The organism is Bacillus sp. R86525, assembly GCF_042466195.1.
GTDB classification, from domain to species: domain Bacteria; phylum Bacillota; class Bacilli; order Bacillales; family Bacillaceae_G; genus Bacillus_A; species Bacillus_A nitratireducens.
In genome coordinates, this window is sequence record NZ_JAXHPX010000010.1 from 341,830 (window position 1) to 360,571 (window position 18,742).

An 18,742-nucleotide genomic window follows, 5' to 3' on the forward strand; every position below is an offset into this window, starting at 1 on the left:
GATTAAAAAATTAAAATTTATAAATTCTTAGGAGGCAAATGCAATGAATAATGAACGTTATCAGCGTGGCTGGCAAAAACTAATGGAAGTAGATGGAGAAGGTGGGCAACGTGTTATAGATTCACTAAAAGATATTGCTCCTGATCTCGGTAAATATGTTGTTGAATTCGCCTTTGGTGATATCTATCCTCGAGAAGGACTAGATATCAAACAACGTCAATTGGTTACAATCGCATCATTAACTACACAGGGTGGCTGTGAACCACAACTTAATGTCCATATTAATGCGGCACTTAATGTTGGTCTCTCAACAGATGAGATAGTCGAAGCAATTATGCACTGCATCCCTTACACTGGCTTTCCACGAGTCCTTAATGCAATCTTTGTGGCAAAACGAATTTTTGAAGAACGTAGGCTGAACTTAGTATAAGATACCATTAATAAATAAGCTCAGTCGAATCAATTACCTTATTTTTTTATAATAGGAAAGGATGGTGCTTTTTTATGAATCTTTCACTTTTAGATGAATTTAACCTCTTTTCCAAAGAACTACAACACTGTTTATCTCCTCTAGCTCTTCAAGAAGTTGCGAAAGAGGTTGGGTTTGTGAAACGGACCCGTAAATATCGTACTCAAGAATTAATAGCTCTGTGTGTATGGCTAAGTCAAAAATTCGCGAGTACTTCATTAACACAATTATGTAGTAATTTAGAGTCTTCGACAGGGGTTTTGATGACCCCTGAGGGGCTCAATCAACGATTTAATCCTTCAGCTGTCAAGCTCCTTCAACATATATTCTCTTCCTTGCTTATCCAAAAGCTATTTACTTCTCAGCGCTTTCTTCATCGCTATACTAATCGGTTTCAACGTATATGAATCTTGGATTCTACGACCTTTCAACTTCCAGATATATTCGCTTTAGCTTATCAAGGATCTGGAGGAAGTAGCCATACGGCTGGCGTAAAGATTCACTTAGAATACGAACTTCTAAGTGGACAATTCCTACATATTCATTTAGGGACCGGTAAACAAAATGATCGAACCTATGGTTCCACTTGTTTACAAACGGTAAAACCAAATCATTTATGTATACGTGATTTAGGTTACTTCGACCTGAAAGATCTCCATCAAATGGATGCGATAGGAGCCTTCTCTATTTCCTCAAGGTAAATAGACTCAATAAGTCATATAACTTTAGTTCGATAACGAGAACCTAACCGTTGCTTTCTACTCAACTATCTTACCCTTTCAAAAGCAAAGCTCCAAGACTACCTTCAAAGAATTCTAGCATTCGTTCTCTCAGCCAATGGGACGATTCTCTGTTTATTAGAATTCCCTTTTACTCCTTCTTTTCAACGCCATTATGTATTCAATTCATATAAAAACCCCCAAAATTTGATTTCTAAAAATCAAATTTTGGGGGTTTTTTGTTTATTTTAAAATATGGGTTTGTAAGGTATTTTTGATCAAACGTTATTTTAAAAATAAAACCAACGATTTCTTCATATTACTTATTATCCATTATCGGCTGAACCCTCTCCTGTATTCGCATCATTACTTGGTTGCTTTGGCGTTCCATGACCATCCCCATTGTTTGGCGGCGTTGTATTTCCTTCTCCATTATCATTGTTTGGTGGTGTTGTATTTCCTTGACCACTACCATTGTTTGGCGGCGTTGTATTTCCTTGACCACTACCATTGTTTGGCGGCGTTGTATTTCCTTGACCACTACCATTGTTTGGCGGTGTTGTATTTCCTTGACTACTACCATTGTTTGGCGGTGTTGTATTTCCTTGACCACTACCATTGTTTGGTGGTGTTGTATTTCCTTGACCACTACCATTGTTTGGCGGTGTTGTATTTCCTTGACCACTACCATTGTTTGGCGGTGTTGTATTTCCTTGACCACTACCATTGTTTGGTAGCTTTGTATTTCCTTCTCCACTACCACTGTTTGGCTCATTTTGCTCTTCTGGTTTCTTTAATTCCTCTTGTTTCTTTTGCTTTTCTTTTTGCTTATTTTGATTATTATTACTATGCTGTTCAGTCGTATTTGGTATTTTCGTATTTGGAGAAGAATCACGCTTCTCACCTTTAATACGTAATTCGCTACCTTCTTGAACTACACTGTTCGGCATTTTAAATTGTGACTTATCTGTAGCGAAATTGCTCATCATTTCTTTAAATATCAATTGAGCAATTTTCGTATTTTTACTACTAATATAATCGTCTTTACTATCTTTTGTATATCCAGTCCATACTGCCATCGTATATTGTGGTGTATAACCAGCAAACCAACTATCACGAGTTGCACTTTCTGGTAGATTATATTGTGCTATTTGTTCTAAAGAATAGTTTGTAGTCCCTGTTTTACCCGCTACATCCAAAGAACTTATATTAGCTGCTGTACCCAATCCAGATGAAACAAAAGTACGAAGCATATCAGTAATCATATATGCTGTAGAATCCTTCATAACTCGTTTTGGCTTTTGCTCAAAGCTTTTTGATTTACCATCTGGATAAACGACTTTCTTAACAAAATGCGGCTTCGTATAATTACCATCATTACCAAATGCCGCATAAGCACCTGCAATTTCAGTCGGTGACGCTTCATTTGTACCAATCGCTGTTGATTCCGTCGGTGCTACATTAAATTTAATACCTAGCTTTTCAGAGAAAGCTTTTGATTTATTAATTCCTACTTCTTTTGCAGTTTTAATAGCCGGAATATTTCGTGACGTTTTCAATGCATCTCGCATTGTAATTGGTCCTAAATGCTTTCTATCTGCATTTCTAACTTCTTGTCCTGTTGAATACTTAAATGGGGAGTCATCAATTTGATGATCAGTAGCCCATTTTAAATATTCAATTGCAGGAGCATAATCAAAAATTGGTTTCATCGTTGAACCTGCTGAGCGATTTAATTCGATAGCTATATTATGTCCTTTAAATACAGCTTTATTTTCACCACGTCCGCTACCAATTGCACGAACTTCTCCTGTTTTCGTATCCATAAATGTGAAAGCCCCTTGGAATTTCTCATTTGGATAATTAATAATATTTTTATTTAAAAGCTTGTCCGCAAAATCCTGTGCCTTTGGGTCTAATGTTGTATAAATTTCTAAACCGTCAGATCCAATATTAGCATCTGGCAACTCTTTTTCAACTTCTTTCACAACCGCATCCATAAACGCAGGATATGGCATTTCTTGTTGTTCAGTTGCTGTCTTAATCCCTTCTGTTACTGGAACTTTTGATGCTTCTTCCATTTCTTTTTTTGTAATATAACCATGTCGATTCATTAATTCAAGTACAACATTTCTTCTTTCTGTTGCCTTTTGAATATTTTGTTCTTTCGTTGGATCATAGTTATTAGGCGCTTTCATTAAACCCGCAAGCATCGCAACTTCTGGTAGTGTTAAATCTTTTAATTCCTTACCATAGTAATTTTGTACTGCTGTTGCGATTCCGTATGAACGGTTGCCTAAGTAAACCTTATTTAAATACATTTCTAAAATTTCATGTTTTGAATACTGTTGTTCTAGCTTATACGCTAAATATATTTCTTGCGCCTTTCGCTTTGACGTTTTTTCCATCGATAAGAAGTAATTTTTAATAACTTGCTGCGTAATCGTACTTCCACCTTGAGAGCCGTAATTCCCTTTTAGGCTGACTAAAACTGCACGTGCAGTGCCTTTAAAGTCTACGCCTCTATGCTCATAAAAACGTGCATCTTCTGCCGCTAAAAATGCATTTTCTACTAATTTAGGAATTTGATCATACATAATATTTGTTCGTTTTTCTTTCCCATACTCATATATCAATTTCCCATCTTTATCATATATTTTTGAGGATAACGGATTAACAAGTTTTGTTTTCTCAAGTTTTGGCGCATCCTTGATCATAACGAAAAAAGTAGCAACCCCTGCGACTAACCCTACAATACCAAGTAATAAACAACTAATTAAAAACTTACGAAAAAATGATGTTTTACCTTTTGGTTTTTGTTTTTTAGCAGCTGGCTGTTTTTTCTTTTTAACTTGTCGTCGCTCCTCTCGAGAACGATAATTTTCTGACATGCTACTTTCTCCTGCCTTTCAATTCTCCTGTTGATTTACTTAAATTTATTGAAGTCACCTTCAGAAATATACTTATATTTAAACAGTTTACTAATCGAAGGCAGTAAATATTTCCTAATTCATAGATTAATTTTTGAACAAACTATTTTCATCTCTATCCTTTTATAATAATACTGCCCCTAAAAGCAAGAGAATAGTGAACTGTTCCTTATCTCTTTGTACTATATCTAATACTTGTAATGGTGAGTTCTTGGATTTGCATGTTTTGTTTTCTTTACTTTTACTTTTTCTTTTACTCCCACCTAAAATGGTTCACCTGTAAAAAGTTTTACACTTGCAAGACTTAAACTTAGTATTCCAACACACACACCTATTTTTAACATCCTTGTACTTTTCAAGATAATCAGTCCTTTCGTATTTTGCAGTACTTAAAATAGATGTCAAACCAGATTCAATGTATCAAGCTTTGGCACTAAGTTTTTAAGATCACATCTAATAGACAATTTAAGTAATAAATTTGTTCCACTTTAAGATAAGGAACAAATTTGAGTTTGTATAGTAACGGAACCAAAATGTTAATAAGGGTACAGCAACGAAAATGGAATTTCATAGAAAATCCATTCTTAGCTTGATCGGCATGTAGTACCATCAGCGTTTTGGAACATTACCTCGCTAAGCAAAAAAACTCACTTTTCATCTTTTTTCAGATAAGAAGTGAGTTTTTTCGTTTTGGTGTATTTATTTTTCTTAACTTGATGGTGACCTGTTTTTACCCATATAGACGTATTTTTTTACTTTTCTGTAATATTAACAAATTCAACGGCTCCCTTACCCTCAGTACCTAAGACCGTATTCAATTTATTTATTTCCTTTGTTAATTCTGGTTCTTTCCCCTGATTGACTAAATTAAGATTCCCAAAAGATTTATTAAAAGATAGAAATTGTCTTGTTTTTTCTTTTCCATTTATTTCTTTAAATAAAGTATCATCTACAATTAATAGGATCACATTGGATCCACCACGATATGGCGCTAGCCATACATCACCTTCGTACGTAGTATTCATTTTTTTCCCGTCATATGTTATTTCTTTTAAGTCCTTATATTCTTTATTTGCAAAAATGATAGTTTCATCTTTTTCTATTTCTGGTAACGAATCCAAAGGGACTGAAGATAGAAGCCCCTCGTTATTATCCCTTTCACGTATAAGTCCCTTTTTATTCATTTTTTCAGCAGTTGTTCTACTAATAAATAGTAAATTACTAGTAGCAGTATCCATAGAATCCCCCAAATTAGTCGGGAGCTTAATGTTGAGTTTGCTATTATCTATCGTTCCTTCTTTTATTTGATATAGTTCTTGTGATGTTGTTATGTCTTTGTACAAGTCCATTATAGAGTTTCTTGTTTGTTCGCTTATCTCTCCTACTTCCATTGAAATTCCATTTGCTGGGGAATTTTTTGTACCAAATAATGAGCATGCTCCTAACACAGTAATCGAAATACCAGCTACTATTAATAACCCAAGTCTTTTTTTCACCCTATATTCTCCTTCTTTTAATTATATTTGAATTAAAAAATCGTTTTATACATTCTTTTTAAGTATTGAGAACGAACAAAGTAAAAGTATATAATTTGCATAACTAAGAAACAAATCAATACCATAGTTGAACTACCCAAGACTGAAAAATCAGCTAACTTTTGCAAGGCCATAAAAGCTACCGCACTATGTGTAATTGCTATTACAATGGGTAAAAAGAATAACAATGCAAGTTGACGTGACACAATTTTCTTTAATTCAGGTTTACTTAAACCAACTTTTGCTATCATTTTATATTGCTGCTGATTTCGTTCTAAGTCTGTATATAATCGGAAATATAAAAAGCTTGCCGCAAACGTAAAGAAAACTATACCTATTAATACACTCATGATAGATGCAAGTCCAAAACCTTGCTTCATATCTATCCATGTAAAAATTAAAGCCGAAAATTGATATGATTCGTTGTATACCCTAGGATCATTTATATCTTTATTTCCTTTCTGTAAGGAAGCCAAGATTTTTTCAGCAACTTTTTTTGTTTTCTCCCAATCTTTCACAACAAAACCATTGATAGTGAATTGACCGTAGTGATCCTCTGGATCCACAATCATTTGATTATATACAGTATCCGGAATAATAATTGTCGTTATGTTTGTATCTTGTAGTTCTTTTGGCGTTAGTATTTTATTTACATGCATGGCTTTTTTTATATTTCCATGCAACAATTGAAAGTTATTTTGATTAGATTTTGTATTAGAAACTTTTCTTGATGGTATGACAAAACTATCACTTTCATCTTTTAAGCTTTCTTTTTCAAAACCAAATGCCACAGCTAACTTATTATATTCACTTATTTTTATAACACTTAATAAAAAATTACTGTTATAAATGGTATCCGAAATTTGTTTGATTGAATAAGTCACCTGTTTGAAATTAAACCCACCATCATTGAGTTCACTTTCAATTTTTTTTATATGTTCTTTTTCTAAATTGTTATTATTATAAGACCGATAAGAAAATGCAAAAGGGCTATCCGATTCAGCCATGGATGAGTTACCTAACCCCATACAAGTCCCCACTGCAGTGAAGGCAACAGCAGAAATAATAGTTACCATAAAAAACATTTTTGCATTATCTTTTAATTGATACACTAAATCTGAGATTGTGAGTATGTTTGTTTTCTTAAAGAAAATATTTTCCCTTTTCTTTAATGCACGTAACACATACACACTGAGCTGTGTAAATAAGAAGTACGTTCCAAGTACAACAAGGCTCACCCCTGTCGCCATCATGAATAATACATATTTCATATCCTTGTAATGAATTGCGTTAACACTATGGAAAACAGCTGTATATCCTAATCCAATACAAATTAGTGCGAACCAAGATAGCCACAGGGATGCTTTTGGTTCAGGCTTTGGCTTTTCTTCTGCTTTTATTAATTGTACTAATTGCTCTACATTTACTAGTCGAGAAGTAAAAAGTGAAATAAGTAAAAATAATAAGAAGAAAGCTCCAAATGTTATTCCAATTGCTTTAAAGGGCATGTAAAATGGCAGTCCTTTATCAATCATTAGCAGATTGTTGCTCATAATTAAGATAAACTTAGAGAACGCCATTCCAATTGTAATTCCTGTTAAAATAGACACGATTCCAATTATTATATTTTCAATAAATACTAATTTATTCAACTGTGAACGTGACATCCCATGTAGCATTAGAATTCCAAAATCTTTTTTTCTTGTTTTTAAAAATGCACTTACAGAATATAGGATAAAGAAGAATGAGAAGAAAAATATTAACCCCTGCGATATCTGTAATCCTGACTTTGCAAATGTATTGATTGTTACACTGGCAGCAAGGTCGCCTTGTAAATTAGGGTGCAATGCAAGTAATGCATAAGTAAAGAAAATCATAATAGCAAACGTACTACTTAAAAAATGAGCCAAATATGTTCGTTTACTTCGAATGACGTTATTAAATGCGAACTGTCGAAAAGTCATTTGCATTTCCTCCTAATAATGCTAAAACCTCTAGAATTTTTTGATAGAATACTTTGCGATTATCTCCACAATAAATCTCATTGTATAACTGTCCATCTTTGATAAACACAATTCGATCACAATAACTTGCAGCCATTGCATCATGTGTCACTAACATCATCGTTGTGCTATTTTCTTTATTAAGCTTTGTCAATAATTCCATCACATCACTAGCAGATTTTGAATCCAGATTTCCTGTAGGCTCATCCGCAAGTAATAATTTCGGATTATGAATAGTAGCTCGTGCGATTGCTGTTCTTTGTGCCTGCCCACCAGAAATTTCATACGTACGTTTATCTAATATTTCAGTTATCCCTAATTTTTCAGCAATAGCTTCCACTTTCCCTTCCATTTCTGTAGGGCTTACACCATCAAGCGTAAGTGGAAGAACAATATTTTCTTTCACTGTCAGTGTATTAAGGAGATTAAATGATTGAAAAACAAACCCTAATTCACGTCTTCGAAATAAAGACAACTGATCTGGAGATAACAGATATGGATTTTCTCCATGAATTAATACTTCTCCTGATGTTGGAGCATCTATAGTAGAAACCATATTTAATAGCGTTGTTTTACCACTCCCAGATGGTCCCATAATTCCTACAAATTCACCTTTGTTTATTTTTAAATCAATATGGGATAATGCTGTATAAGAAATTTTCCCAGGATAAACCTTCCCTAAATCTGAAACATGTAGTATCTCCACAAGTATTTCACCTTCCATTTCTCTTTTCGATACATGAAGTGTAACCTATATTTAGTATGTCCCCTATCGATTTCCCTAACATTTATCTAACAAGTTTGTAAGATTCAAAAGAAAAAACCGATGAATAATCTTTCTTTCATCGGTTAACGAGAGGCATACGGGAATACGATTCTAACTTTCGTTCCCTTACCTACCTCAGATTCTAGCTCAATCTTATGATTTAATTTTTCACATACTTCTTTAACAAGATATAATCCCATTCCTGTAGACTCTTTGAATTTTCTACCATTTTCTCCAGTATAAAATAGATTAAAAACACGTAGTAAATCAGCAGTAGGAATACCCACTCCATAATCTCTTACTTCCAAAATAATTGCTCGTCCTTTTGAATACGCCGATACTATTACTTTCCCTTTCTTACTTGATGAATATTTAATTGCATTTGAAAGTACTTGATTGAGTATAAATCGAAACCATTTCTTGTCTGTTTCTACAATAAGACTCGGATCTACTTTTACTTCTGGATACACATAACTACGTATAAACAGACGTTTATTTTCATGAATAACAGAATCAAGCATTCCCAATAATTGCAATCGTTCTACATGAAAATCCTGTTCAAATGTTTCTAAACGAGCAACATATAAGACCATTTCTAATCCTTTTTTGATTCTTTCCGTTTCTTCATTAATACTGTCAAATTGAGAGTCATCTGCATCTTGTGTAATTAACTCAATAACAGAAAGAGGTGTTTTCATTTGATGAACCCATTGATTCATAAAAGTCATTTGTTCTTGTTGTTTTCGTTCCCATTTTTTTAATTGGTTTTGATAATATTGATATTGAGTTTGTAGTAATGTTTCTAAGGCCATTGATAACGGAGTCGAATCACTATCTTTTATTGATTCATTTAACGTTTCCATTGGTGTTGATAGACGCTTGTAGAATGAACGATGACTATAATAACGATATATTAAATAACCCATTAATAAAAAAACACCTAAAAATACAGAATATAATGCTGTCAAAACATGTGGATAACCATCAAACCAATATATAAAAAGGATGATAAGCAATTGGGCAAATGTATAACAAATGAGTGGAATATGTTCTTTTAAAAATAATTTCATTATTCCTTTCCTTCCCTCTCCCAAGTAGCATGCAAACGATATCCAGCACCACGAACTGTCTCCAGTGCGTTTTCAATACCTAAATCTTGCAATTTCCTTCTAATTCTTCCTATATTTACACTCAATGTATTCTCGTCTATATATGAACTATCCCATAGTTGTTCTAAAATCACTTCACGTTTTACAAGGAGTGGAGACTTTGTTATCAATATTTCCAATAAAGTTGTTTCTTTTCTAGTAAGTATAATTGTCTTATCTTCTAGTTGAAGTTCCATTCTTTCTGGGAACAGGAATAATCCTGATTGCTCAACTATTCGTTCTTTTACTTTAGGAGCATATTCACCGTATGCTCTCCTGAGTTGACTACGGATTTTAGACATTACAACTTCATAATAAAAAGGTTTCGTAATGTAGTCATCACCACCATTTTCTAAAGCCATAACTTGATCCATCTCTCCACTCCTTGCAGATAAAAATACAATTGGACAAGTAGAAATAGCTCGTATTTGGCGACACCAATAATAACCGTCAAAATTAGGTAAATTTACATCTAATATCACTAAATCTGGTTTTATCTCTTGAAATATTTCTAAGATATTTTCAAAATCCTCTATAATAACACTTTGGTATCCATATTTTTTTATATGAGTTCCCAGTAATTCAGCGATTTTCATATCATCTTCTACAATCATGATTGTATTCATTTCGTAATCTCCTTTAATTTAGGTGTAATTTTTAAAGTTCGTTTAGTGTTTTATATTTTATTTATTTAAAAAAGATGATATCTTATATCCCCCCTAAAATGCAATAAGTATCCATTAAAGTGTATATTTATTGTTTCTAAATTAATAAACGGAATAGAGATGGTATCCATCTTTTTTTCTTTACTTAAAATAGTATGTTGATTCTCCAATTGGATGAATAGGATATAATTGAAAAAGCACCCTGTTTACAGGGCGCTTCATTAAATACAATATCCATTTTACATATTAACTAAAAACCTTATAAATTTTATACCCATTAGGGCTATCTAAAAGGGGTAATACCATGATTCTTTTTTTTGAGCCACTGACAACTGATAAGCCAAGAAGATCAAAATGAATCGGAACAAATACATATTAACCTTGGTATATTTTTAACATTCTAAATGTGCATAGCCAACCATAATTAGTGATTGAGTATGCACATTTAATTTTTTGCCTATCTTTTTTATGAATACATTTTTGTACATATACGTTTTAAATAGTGATGTCTAATAATGAGGAAGTAAATCATTTGCATACAAATAAAGATTACTAATACAACAATTGAGCTTTGAATAACAGACATTTCCTTGCTTACTGTTTGTCCTAATTGATGAAACGTTAGAAATGCAAAACTGCTGTGAACCATAGCCACTACAATTGGTAAGAAAAATAGTAATATCATTTGTCTTGTTACGATTTGTTTTAACTCACTTTGGCTTAATCCTAATTTTGAAATCATTTGATATTGCTCTTGATCACGTTCTAAATCAGTAAATAAACGGAAATATAAAAAGCTTAGCGTAAATACAAAAAATACTATTCCCACCATTACACTTGAAATAGAAAGTAATCCGTTTTGTTGTTTCAATTCAATCCATTTTAAATACAAAGATGAAAAGGCATAATAATCCTCTTGATTCGTACCAATGAACTTCATAAGGTTTGTAGAAATCGTACTTGTTTCAGACCAATTTTTAACGATAAAACCGTATATGGTGTAATCTCGGAGTACGCCTTCTTGTTGAACATTTAGGACCTTATTGTAAACAGCATCAGAGACAATAACAGGTTTACCAAACGCGCTCGTTAATTCTGGGATATAAACTGTTTTTTGAACAGAAAGTGGTACTTCTAGTTCACCATGCCTTAATTCAAAAGGTTCTAGATCCTCTGCACTTTTGTGGTTTTTCTCTGATCGTATAACGATACTTTCATTTTCATTTGTTAATTTCTCTATTTCATACCCTAATTTTTTAGCGTATTCATTATACGTAGAAAGATTAATTAAAACCAGCCCACTTTGTGCCCTTTTAAATTTTGTTGCTACAAGTTTATAAGAAAATCCAGATTCTTTTAATTGCTTTTTTATCTTATCAATATGCGCTTTTTCTTGTATATTCCCCTTATCCGATCGATAGGTAAATGCATATGGGGTCTCATGTTTTGCCAATTCAGGATTTGCGATAGCCGTACAAACTCCAATTGCCGTAAAAGCAACTGCAGATATAATTGTAACGATAAAGAACGTTCTCGCATTATCTTTCATTCGATACATCAATTCTGAAATAACAAGGATATTCGTTCTATTAAAGAATGTAGTTTCTCTATTTTTTAAAGCAGATAACACATATACACACAATTGAGTAAAGAAAAAATAGGTTCCACATACAATTAATAAGACACCTACTCCTACAAGTAGGAATAATTGATTTAAACGCATGTAATCGACCGCGGCGATACTATGGTGAACGCAGGAGTAACCTGCCCCAAATAAAATAATGACCAACAAGGATATCCAAACAGACACTATTGGCTCAGGTTTTGGTTTTTCATCTGATTTTATGAGTTCTACTAGCTCATTCATTTTCACCATTTTTGATGTTAACAATGAAATAAGTAAAAATAAAACAAAAAAGGACATTGCTGTTACTAGCATTGCCTTTAATGGAAAGTAAAATGCTAATGTTTGCTCTACTCCTAATAAAGACCCACTAACTAGTAAAAACAATTTAGAAAAAACCATCCCAAGTCCGATGCCTACTACTATAGAAGGGATTCCAATCAACATATTTTCAAAAAAAATTAATCGATGAAGCTGTTGATGAGACATTCCATGTAATATTAATAATCCAAACTCTTTTTTTCTATTTTTTAAAAATGCACTAACAGAATAGAAAATAAATAAGAAAGAAAAGACAAAGATTAAGTAATACGATAAATGAAATCCTATTTTCCCAAATGTACTCATGATGGTACTTACATGAGTCAGTTCGCCTTGTAGGTTCGGATGGAAGACAAGTAGTCCATAAGTGAAAAAAATCAATACCGCAAATGTACTACTAAAAAAATGACCAAGATATATTCGTTGATTCCGTAAAACATTATTGAATGCGAGCTGTCTAAAAGTCATGTTTATTCCCCCCTAACATAGAAAAACTATCCATTATGTTTTTATAAAATAAATGAACGATCATCATTGTAGCAAACTTCATTGTATAGCTGTCCTTCTTTAATAAAAATAATGCGGTCACAGTAACTTGCAGCAACTAGGTCGTGCGTTACTAACATCATTGTTGCCTTTTCTTCTTTATTTAATAGTGTTAATATCTCCATTACGTCTTGAGAGGCTTTAGAATCTAAATTTCCTGTCGGCTCATCCGCAAGAACCAATTTAGGAGAGTGAATGAGTGCACGGGCAATCGCTGTTTCCTGCGCTTGTCCTCCTGATATTTCATATGTTCGTTTATTTAAAATTTCGTTGATTCCTAATTTATTCGAAATAGATTCTACTCGTTTATTTATTCTTTTACATTCATGCCATCTAATACGAGCGGAAGAACCATATTCTCTTTTACTGTTAATGTATGCAACAAATTAAAGGATTGAAAAACGAATCCTAATTCCTGTCTGCGAAATAAGGCCAAATCATTGGGTGAGAGTTGATACGGATTTTTATTATGAATGAATACACTGCCTGATGTTGGCGAATCAATAGTAGAAACCATATTCAATAATGTTGTTTTTCCATTACCCGAAGGGCCCATAATCCCAACAAATTCCCCCTCTGTAATTGTTAAATTAATATTTGAAAGTGCTGTATGTGAAACCTTCCCTTTGTATTATTTACTAAGATTTTTTACTTTTACTATTTTTATATGAGAAATTACCTCCAATTTTACACACTAAGAATGAAACTTGATAGAAGATGCCTGCCTACATTTTGACTTTTTTAAAATACGAGTAAAGTACCATTCATTAATTGTCTAGTTTCGAATTTTCTTATTTAAACTGGAATACTTGGTCAAATGTATTAAGCACGAAAATAACTTAATATCGTACCTCAGGATTTTTACGAATGATTCTGTTTTTCATTGTAGTTGTACGGTTGTTTTTTACATATTGAATTATCTTTCATTTATCTTACACGCTTGAAATATTTCTGAAAATACAGTCTATAGGTATGATTTTTTTTTTTGAAAGATAGCATAGAGGGATCTTTCACATGCACCGTACTATAAAGTAAAGAATTTCCGTATAGATTTTACTTACAATCCATTGTATTTTCTTTACCGTTTACCAAGTTCTTCTTCTATTTTTCTGTACATTAAAGGAAATGTTGAGATCTGATTAAAATAAATGAAAAAAGGTGTTGAACAAAAGTTCTACACCTTTTTTTGTAAATAGAAATAAAACAACACACCATCAACTGTATTATATACTCCATACTCTGCTCCATGAAGTTCTAAGATGTTTTTTGAAATGGCAAGTCCAAGTCCTGTTCCACCTTGCGACCGTTGTCTTGCTGTATCAAGCCGGTAAAAACGATCCCAAATTTTATCTAATTGATCTTCGTCGATATGGGCACCTTTATTTTCGATACAGATTTTTATTCGACTTGGCTCATCTATTGTAGAAACAATAATGTCTTCTTTTTCTGGTGTGTAACGAATAGCATTCGTGATAAAGTTTGTGATTACTTGTTCCATAAGACGATGATTTGCAATGACTTCAATCGCAGAAAGATGTGTGTGAACATGCAATTGTTTTTTTATTATCTCCAAAGATAACTGTTCACATATATGCTGAATGGCAATGTCAATATAAAAAACATCCATCTGCATTTTATACGTACCGGATTCAAATTTTGCTAACTCAAGCATATCTACAATCATCATATCCATCTTATCTACTTCTTTTTCCATAGCCTTAAAGTAATACTCTCTCTTATGATCTGCAACACCATCTTTTAAAATAGAAATACAACTTTTCATAATACTTAGAGGTGTCTTTAACTCATGCGATACCCCGGAAATAAATTCTTTTCTTGTATTTTCTAATTTTTTTTCTTTCTCTATATCTCGCTGCAACTGTTCAATATGTGAGTGTAATGTATTTGAAAGTAAATTAATATTTTGGGATAAATCACCAATTTCATCTCTCGATTCGACTAGAACCCTTTCTGAGAAATCTAGGTTTGCAATTTGCTTAGTTGTCTTGTTTATTTGTAATAAGGGTTTGGCTATCTTTTTTGAATAGTAAAAAGAAGATAGAAAAATAAGAACCAACACAAGCAAAACAATATAGACATAGTACTCTTTTATCATTTGTACAGCTTCATCAACTGGCTGCAATGAAGCCATTGAAAAAATGTATGTTACTTCACCATTCTTGTCCTTTATCGGTTTTATTATTATCTTATATTTAATATCATTCTGTTCATAATCTATTTCCTGTAACGAATTGTAGTTAGCATTCTTTTTATTAAGCAATAAATTTGCCTGAAACTCCTGTATCCTTTCCATAAATAAATTATTTGTATAAGCAAAATTAGATTGTTCATTCTCACCCGAAAGTTGAACATTTGTAATATTCCCTTCTAGGTATGTTATAGGTAGTTGTTCTTCGAATGCTCTTTTATACTCTTTAGTATCTATTTTAGGGACTTCTTTAGAATTATATTTATTTTTTTGCTGTACTAAAATATCAGTTATTCTTTTTTCTAATATCGGATTTATCAAACTTGGATTTTTCGTGTTAAAGAATAAAAGATATGGAATAAATGTAGAATTATTTTCTATCCCCTGCAAAATAACTGTTTTTCCTAAAGGGAATAATTCATTTAACATATCTCTCGTATAATCGCCCTCAAACTTGAAATTATACAGTGGTATAGAAATTGTAGAGTCCACGAATTGATTTTCTTTATTTTTAGACGGATTTAATTTTAATTCTATATAAAAATCCTTTACATTCTTTAAATACCCATTACTATCTAATGTGGTAATCCATGTATTATGTTCTCGATAGAAATCTTGCTCTAGTTTTTGATTAACTTGTGAATTGCCTTCACTTTTCAAATAATCCTTTCCAAAAGAATTCACGTTTATTTTGACATCATTTACTTTTTTATTCGTATAAAATTGTTTAAAGAATATTGTTTGTCCAACAATAATGGTTGCCAAAATGAACATACACAACACTGTTGTTATCATAAATAATTTTAATACAATTCCTCTTTTCAATATTTGACCTCCAGTTAACAAGCTGCTCGAACAATGATTATAACACTCTTAAATTTACCTTCCCATTCATTCCATAATTTAATAATATGTCTATTCACTATACAATCACACTAATAAATAACAGCTAAGATAGATACATGTTTTATAAAAAACTCCATTGATCAACTTGTTTGTGCTTAATATATTTACATCTAACCATCCACATATTTTGTAATACCTTTTAGTTACGCTTATATGTTACATGTTTTATGTAAAGATAAAATGCAGGGCTAACCCTAAAATTGAAAATTTATTATAATTGTGTATTTGTAGTTAATGGGATTACATATACTCGTGAAGATCTTTCTAATTATAATCCAATCACAGAAAAGCATGTTGATACAGGAATGAACTTAAAAGAACTTGCTGATGCTTCTGTTCGATATAGTGACAGTACGGCACATAATTTGATTCTTAAACAATTAGGTGGTCCTTCTGAGTTTGAAAAATATTGAGAGAAATTGGTGATACTGTTACTACTTCAGAACGATTTAAACCTGAATTAAATGAAGTGAATCCAGGGGCAACACATGATACCAGTACACCAGAAGCGATAGCTAAGACGCTTCAATCTTTTATAATAAGAACTGTACTTCCACCTAAAAAACGTGAACTATTAGTAGATTGGATGAAGAGAAATACAACTAGAGATAAATTGATTCGTGCGGGCGTACCAAAGGGATGGGAAGTAGCTGATAAAACAGGTGCAGGATCCTTATGGAACAAGGAATGATATTGCAATTATTTGGCCACCAAATAAAAAGCCAATTGTTCTTGCAATACTTTCTAATCATGATAAAGAGGATGCTGAATACGATGATAAACTTATTGCAGAAGCAACCAGAATAGTGTTAAATACTTTAAAAACTACGAATAAATGATAATAGGTTAAAACTTCTCCATTTTTACGTTACAGTATTGTGACGGTTTTTTTAGGTATTTCACGAAAAATTGACCATTTAATGTTACGGAAGCAATTCAAAGAATAACCCGATACAACCTAATTTTCTCTAATTTAGGCGGGTGTTTTTTCTTATAGGGGTCACCATACATACCCATCAACTTATGAAATCAATTGTTCTTAAAAACGAAAAAAACGAACCAAAATCTCATAACTAACTGTGAAGAGGTAACCTTTTCGTTATGGAGGGCTCTCAAAATATTAGCTTAATGGGTATGAGGTAATTTATTATTTCTAGCATGCTGGGCATGTGATGCTACCCCGATAAAGTAGTGTGAGTCTTGGCCAGAGTAAACTCACAGATTTGCCGTGTCACTGAAGGATAAAAACATGGGAGAAACTGTTTAACAGCTATCTCTTAGGCTTTTTTTGGCAAGAATAAAATTGGAGGTGCCTTTTAAATGAATAAAGACTGGATTAAAGTATTTGTTGCTGCTTTCTTTGAAATTTTTTGGGTAATTGGTTTAAAACATGCTGATGACTTTTGGACTTGGACGGGGACTATCATTGCTATATTTTTGAGCTTTTATTTAATGATTATGGCAGGAAGAATACTTCCCGTGGGAACTGTTTATGCTGTTTTTGTTGGATTAGGTACAGCTGGAACTGTCTTTTCTGAAATCTTGTTATTTGGTGAACCATTTAAAATGGGTAAAGTACTCTTGATTTTATTTTTATTAGCTGGAGTAATTGGCTTGAAATTAGTTACAGATGACAAAGTTCAGGAAGGAGATGAATCCTAATGGCTTGGATTTCCTTAATTTTAGCAGGACTGTGTGAAATGTTTGGTGTTGCTATGATAAATAAATTGCATAAAGATCGAAATTGGCAATCATTATTTTTGTTAATTCTCGGATTTGGATTAAGTTTTATATTTCTTGCTTACGCAATGGAAACACTACCTATGGGGACAGCCTATGCAATTTGGACTGGAATTGGTGCGTCTGGTGGTGCAATTTTAGGCATGGTTTTTTATGGTGAATCAACAGACTGGAAAAGACTTATTTTTATAGGTATGGTTTTAGGTGCTGCAATAGGTCTAAAACTCGTTTCATAAATGATTTTTTAGATTGTATGATGAAGAAGATAATCTGTTTTTATTAAGCAAATTATTTTCTTTATTTTTCATTCAACACAATCGACAGATTGTTGAATAACATGACTGTTGTTTTTCAAACAACTTTTTTACTACTTAACAAATACTTCGTTTTTATACCACTCGCTGGACTTTTCATGCAAAAAAGACGCTGAAATGCGCCTGATTGTGGAAGATCTTTTTAAAAATAAGCATGGCTTCTACTCCAGAAAGAATGGATGTAGCTGTGTCAAAAGATTTAAGGCCTAGCATAGAACGGATTCGCTTCTTTATAAAGTGATGATCTTGTTCTACTATGTTATTCAAGTACTTTTGTTGTCTAAGTCGCATAACGCTAGGTATGCTTTTTTCTTTTTTTAACTGTTCAATTGCTATCGGATAAGCTGGATTCTTATCGACTGTTATTACACGTGGCTTTGAAACATGAAAAGACCACAAAGCTTTCTTGAAAAAGCGCCTTGCAGCCTTATGATCTCTTGTTTTGCTTAGGAAAAAATCGATTGTGTTTCCGTTCGAATCAACAGCACGATACAGTTACATCCATTGACCTTTTACTTTGATATAGGTTTCATCGAATCTCCAAGAGTCATTTATTTGTTTGAGGTAACGTCGGATCCGTTTGTCCAATTCAGGACCATACTGATGAACCCAACGCATAATCGTTGTATGAGAAATGGATAAACCCCGTTCCTCCATCATTTCCGCCAAATCACGAAAACTTAGGTTGTACCGTAGGTACCATCTTACCGTTAATAAAATAATATCAGGCTGAAAGTGCTTCCATTTGAACCAATTTTTCTTTTCCATACCGATTACACACCTTTTTAGAGTAATAGTATCAGTATGTCCAAGTTTTAGAGATTACTTGTAATTACCTTGAAGTTTT

11 protein-coding genes and 4 pseudogenes are annotated in these 18,742 nt (G+C 32.6%); 5 read left to right on the plus strand and 10 right to left on the minus strand.

What is annotated here, in order from left to right:
- Positions 1 to 43: 43 nt before the first annotated feature.
- Together SJY24_RS31695 and SJY24_RS31700 are read left to right on the plus strand one after the other, a co-directional pair.
- On the plus strand, positions 44 to 430 hold the full coding sequence (locus tag SJY24_RS31695; protein WP_377867548.1) for a carboxymuconolactone decarboxylase family protein: 387 nt from the start codon (positions 44 to 46) through the stop codon (positions 428 to 430).
- A gap of 74 nt (positions 431 to 504) precedes the next feature.
- Positions 505 to 1,161 (plus strand): annotated as a pseudogene (locus SJY24_RS31700) (IS4 family transposase); the annotation flags it as partial.
- 353 nt (positions 1,162 to 1,514) lie between these two features.
- On the opposite strand, the gene SJY24_RS31705 reads toward SJY24_RS31700, so the two are convergent.
- From SJY24_RS31705 to SJY24_RS31745, 9 genes and pseudogenes are all read right to left on the minus strand, one after another.
- The gene (locus SJY24_RS31705; protein WP_377867549.1) at positions 1,515 to 4,079 is read right to left on the minus strand and encodes a PBP1A family penicillin-binding protein; all 2,565 of its coding nucleotides are present in this window, start codon (positions 4,077 to 4,079) and stop codon (positions 1,515 to 1,517) included.
- A 791-nt stretch (positions 4,080 to 4,870) separates the two neighbouring features.
- Complete coding sequence (locus tag SJY24_RS31710; RefSeq protein ID WP_377867550.1) at positions 4,871 to 5,614, minus strand: lipoprotein BA_5634 family protein; 744 nt, start codon at positions 5,612 to 5,614, stop codon at positions 4,871 to 4,873.
- Positions 5,615 to 5,646: 32 nt separating this feature from the next.
- Positions 5,647 to 7,617, minus strand: coding sequence for an FtsX-like permease family protein (locus SJY24_RS31715; protein WP_377867551.1), 1,971 nt, complete (start codon positions 7,615 to 7,617; stop codon positions 5,647 to 5,649).
- Positions 7,592 to 8,362, minus strand: coding sequence for an ABC transporter ATP-binding protein (locus SJY24_RS31720; RefSeq protein WP_002137457.1), 771 nt, complete (start codon positions 8,360 to 8,362; stop codon positions 7,592 to 7,594). Before SJY24_RS31720 ends, SJY24_RS31715 begins: the two co-directional genes overlap by 26 nt.
- A gap of 143 nt (positions 8,363 to 8,505) precedes the next feature.
- Positions 8,506 to 9,492, minus strand: coding sequence for a sensor histidine kinase (locus SJY24_RS31725; protein ID WP_097872385.1), 987 nt, complete (start codon positions 9,490 to 9,492; stop codon positions 8,506 to 8,508).
- Positions 9,492 to 10,196: a response regulator transcription factor gene (locus SJY24_RS31730; protein WP_002137462.1), complete on the minus strand. Its 705-nt coding sequence runs from the start codon at positions 10,194 to 10,196 to the stop codon at positions 9,492 to 9,494. Before SJY24_RS31730 ends, SJY24_RS31725 begins: the two co-directional genes overlap by 1 nt.
- A 505-nt stretch (positions 10,197 to 10,701) precedes the next feature.
- Complete coding sequence (locus SJY24_RS31735; protein ID WP_377867552.1) at positions 10,702 to 12,648, minus strand: FtsX-like permease family protein; 1,947 nt, start codon at positions 12,646 to 12,648, stop codon at positions 10,702 to 10,704.
- Positions 12,638 to 13,393 (minus strand): annotated as a pseudogene (locus SJY24_RS31740) (ABC transporter ATP-binding protein). Before SJY24_RS31740 ends, SJY24_RS31735 begins: the two are co-directional and overlap by 11 nt.
- 507 nt (positions 13,394 to 13,900) lie before the next feature.
- The gene (locus SJY24_RS31745) at positions 13,901 to 15,760 is read right to left on the minus strand and encodes a sensor histidine kinase (RefSeq protein WP_377867553.1); all 1,860 of its coding nucleotides are present in this window, start codon (positions 15,758 to 15,760) and stop codon (positions 13,901 to 13,903) included.
- A gap of 320 nt (positions 15,761 to 16,080) precedes the next feature.
- On the opposite strand from SJY24_RS31745, the pseudogene bla reads away from it, so the two are divergent.
- From bla to SJY24_RS31760, 3 genes and pseudogenes are all read left to right on the plus strand, one after another.
- Positions 16,081 to 16,680 (plus strand): annotated as a pseudogene (gene bla, locus SJY24_RS31750) (class A beta-lactamase); the annotation flags it as partial.
- A gap of 481 nt (positions 16,681 to 17,161) precedes the next feature.
- The gene (locus tag SJY24_RS31755; protein WP_377867554.1) at positions 17,162 to 17,503 is read left to right on the plus strand and encodes a DMT family transporter; all 342 of its coding nucleotides are present in this window, start codon (positions 17,162 to 17,164) and stop codon (positions 17,501 to 17,503) included.
- On the plus strand, positions 17,503 to 17,817 hold the full coding sequence (locus SJY24_RS31760) for a DMT family transporter (RefSeq protein ID WP_377867555.1): 315 nt from the start codon (positions 17,503 to 17,505) through the stop codon (positions 17,815 to 17,817). Before SJY24_RS31755 ends, SJY24_RS31760 begins: the two co-directional genes overlap by 1 nt.
- Positions 17,818 to 17,991: 174 nt before the next feature.
- Here SJY24_RS31760 and SJY24_RS31765 read toward each other — a convergent pair.
- A pseudogene (locus tag SJY24_RS31765) lies at positions 17,992 to 18,663 on the minus strand (IS6 family transposase).
- Positions 18,664 to 18,742: the final 79 nt, after the last annotated feature.

Bases quoted from the DNA above. Each gene is read 5' to 3' on its own strand.
- SJY24_RS31695 (WP_377867548.1), top strand. From the start codon at position 44: ATGAATAATGAACGTTATCAGCGTGGCTGGCAAAAACTAATGGAAGTA.
- SJY24_RS31735 (WP_377867552.1), bottom strand. From the start codon at position 12,648: ATGACTTTTAGACAGCTCGCATTCAATAATGTTTTACGGAATCAACGA.
- SJY24_RS31755 (WP_377867554.1), top strand. From the start codon at position 17,162: ATGAATAAAGACTGGATTAAAGTATTTGTTGCTGCTTTCTTTGAAATT.
- SJY24_RS31730 (WP_002137462.1), bottom strand. From the start codon at position 10,196: ATGAATACAATCATGATTGTAGAAGATGATATGAAAATCGCTGAATTA.
- SJY24_RS31715 (WP_377867551.1), bottom strand. From the start codon at position 7,617: ATGACTTTTCGACAGTTCGCATTTAATAACGTCATTCGAAGTAAACGA.
- SJY24_RS31760 (WP_377867555.1), top strand. From the start codon at position 17,503: ATGGCTTGGATTTCCTTAATTTTAGCAGGACTGTGTGAAATGTTTGGT.
- SJY24_RS31705 (WP_377867549.1), bottom strand. From the start codon at position 4,079: ATGTCAGAAAATTATCGTTCTCGAGAGGAGCGACGACAAGTTAAAAAG.
- SJY24_RS31725 (WP_097872385.1), bottom strand. From the start codon at position 9,492: ATGAAATTATTTTTAAAAGAACATATTCCACTCATTTGTTATACATTT.